At 51.8% G+C, this 1,393-nt stretch carries 2 protein-coding genes; both read left to right on the top strand.

All coding sequences use genetic code 11. The features are described 5' to 3' along the window. Positions 1-247: 247 nt before the first annotated feature. Positions 248-1,012, top strand: coding sequence for a signal peptidase I (gene lepB / locus HMPREF9473_RS25785; RefSeq protein ID WP_006783162.1), 765 nt, complete (start codon positions 248-250; stop codon positions 1,010-1,012). A gap of 117 nt (positions 1,013-1,129) precedes the next feature. Further along, on the top strand, positions 1,130-1,342 hold the full coding sequence (locus tag HMPREF9473_RS25780; RefSeq protein ID WP_006783161.1) for a hypothetical protein: 213 nt from the start codon (positions 1,130-1,132) through the stop codon (positions 1,340-1,342). The last annotated feature ends 51 nt before the right edge of the window (positions 1,343-1,393 follow it).

The following is a 1,393-nucleotide window of genomic DNA, read 5'->3' as shown; positions in this document are numbered from 1 at the left end:
AAAAATGTGGGTATGTGGGTATGAATTTTGGTGATGGGGCTTTTGGGGCCTGAATCGCCTGTTTGTCATGCAGTCATTTATGGAGGCAGGGTCCTGTTCTCCGAAAAATCATGTTCTAAATTCAAATAGTTGATTATTTCAGCATTCAAATCCATTTAAATTACAAGGAAAACTCTGCTTTCTGCCTTTGTGATTCCGGTCAATTACCACGTAGTAGATATTATGAAGTGAAGAGAGGTGCCAGTCCGTGGAAATGGCCGAGAGCAGAGGGAAATCCCGTAAGAGCCAGCGGAAAAGCCGGGAGAAAAAAGAGAAACGGGCATCCCATTTCCGCACGGTTTGGTTCGGCGGTTTTGAGGAGGGGCAGATGATCTGTTACCTCTGGGAGATTGTGAAATCCCTGGAAACGGGTCAGGCTGTCGGCGCGTCCGGCCAGGACAGGCTTCGGAAGCTGGAGAAACAGATGCGCGGCCGTGTCCGCGTCGAAATGCGGAGATATTTCGCAAGACGACGAAGGAGGGCTATCCGGATGGCGGCGGTGATTCTGGCGGTGGCGCTGAGTGTGGGAGGACTGTTTGTCTTTCTGATTGGGGTCGACAGGGTGTCCGGGATGTCCATGTATCCCTATTTAAATGATGGGGACTGGATTGTGTACAGCCGGATAGGGAAAGAGATGCGGCGGGATGAAGTGGTGGTGTTTGAGAAGGATGGGGAAAGCATGGTGAAACGGATAGCCGGGCTTCCGGGGGACACGGTGGAAATCAATGCGTCGGGAAGTTGTGTGATAGTCAATGGGGTTCAGGTGAGAGAGGACTATGTGACGCTGACGGATGGGGATCAAGAGAAGGCGGAGGATGAGATGGGGTTGCCATTGACAGTGATGAATGGACAGTACCTGGTGCTGGGGGATAACAGGACCGTGTCGATTGACAGCCGCGACAACAATATCGGGACCGTGCCGGAAGAAGCGGTGCTTGGCCGGGTGATATGGATTGTGAGGGCCGGGTGGTAGATAGTGATATGGATTAGCCAGGACCGGGCGGCAGATGGTGATATGGATCGCCAGGGCCGGGCGGTAGATGGGATAAGAGATTCAGGGATGGAAGGATAAAAGTCGGAGGAATACAGGATGAGCCATTTTAGATTGCATTCAAAAACGAAAGGGAAGGACCGTCTGGAGTATTTGATCATAGGGATTGTCTGCGTTCTTGCTGTGGGAGGGATTGGATATGTGGCCCAAGCGTCGGAACAGCCAGCGCTAAGACCGGGAAAGATACTGATCTATACGGAGGAGGAACTGGAGCAGTACCTTTGGATGAGGAGAGCGAAGAATATAACCTGAATGGGAGATACCAGCTGGAGGAGGATTTGGAGCTTGGATGGCTGTGGAAGT

Origin of the sequence: Hungatella hathewayi WAL-18680, from assembly GCF_000235505.1 — a bacterium.
GTDB classification, from domain to species: domain Bacteria; phylum Bacillota; class Clostridia; order Lachnospirales; family Lachnospiraceae; genus Hungatella_A; species Hungatella_A hathewayi_A.
The sequence above is the reverse complement of the archived record's forward strand: the minus strand, read 5'-3'. Positions and strand labels throughout refer to the sequence as shown.

Coding starts and splice junctions, on each gene's coding strand:
- HMPREF9473_RS25780 (WP_006783161.1), top strand. CDS start 1,130: ATGAGCCATTTTAGATTGCATTCAAAAACGAAAGGGAAGGACCGTCTG.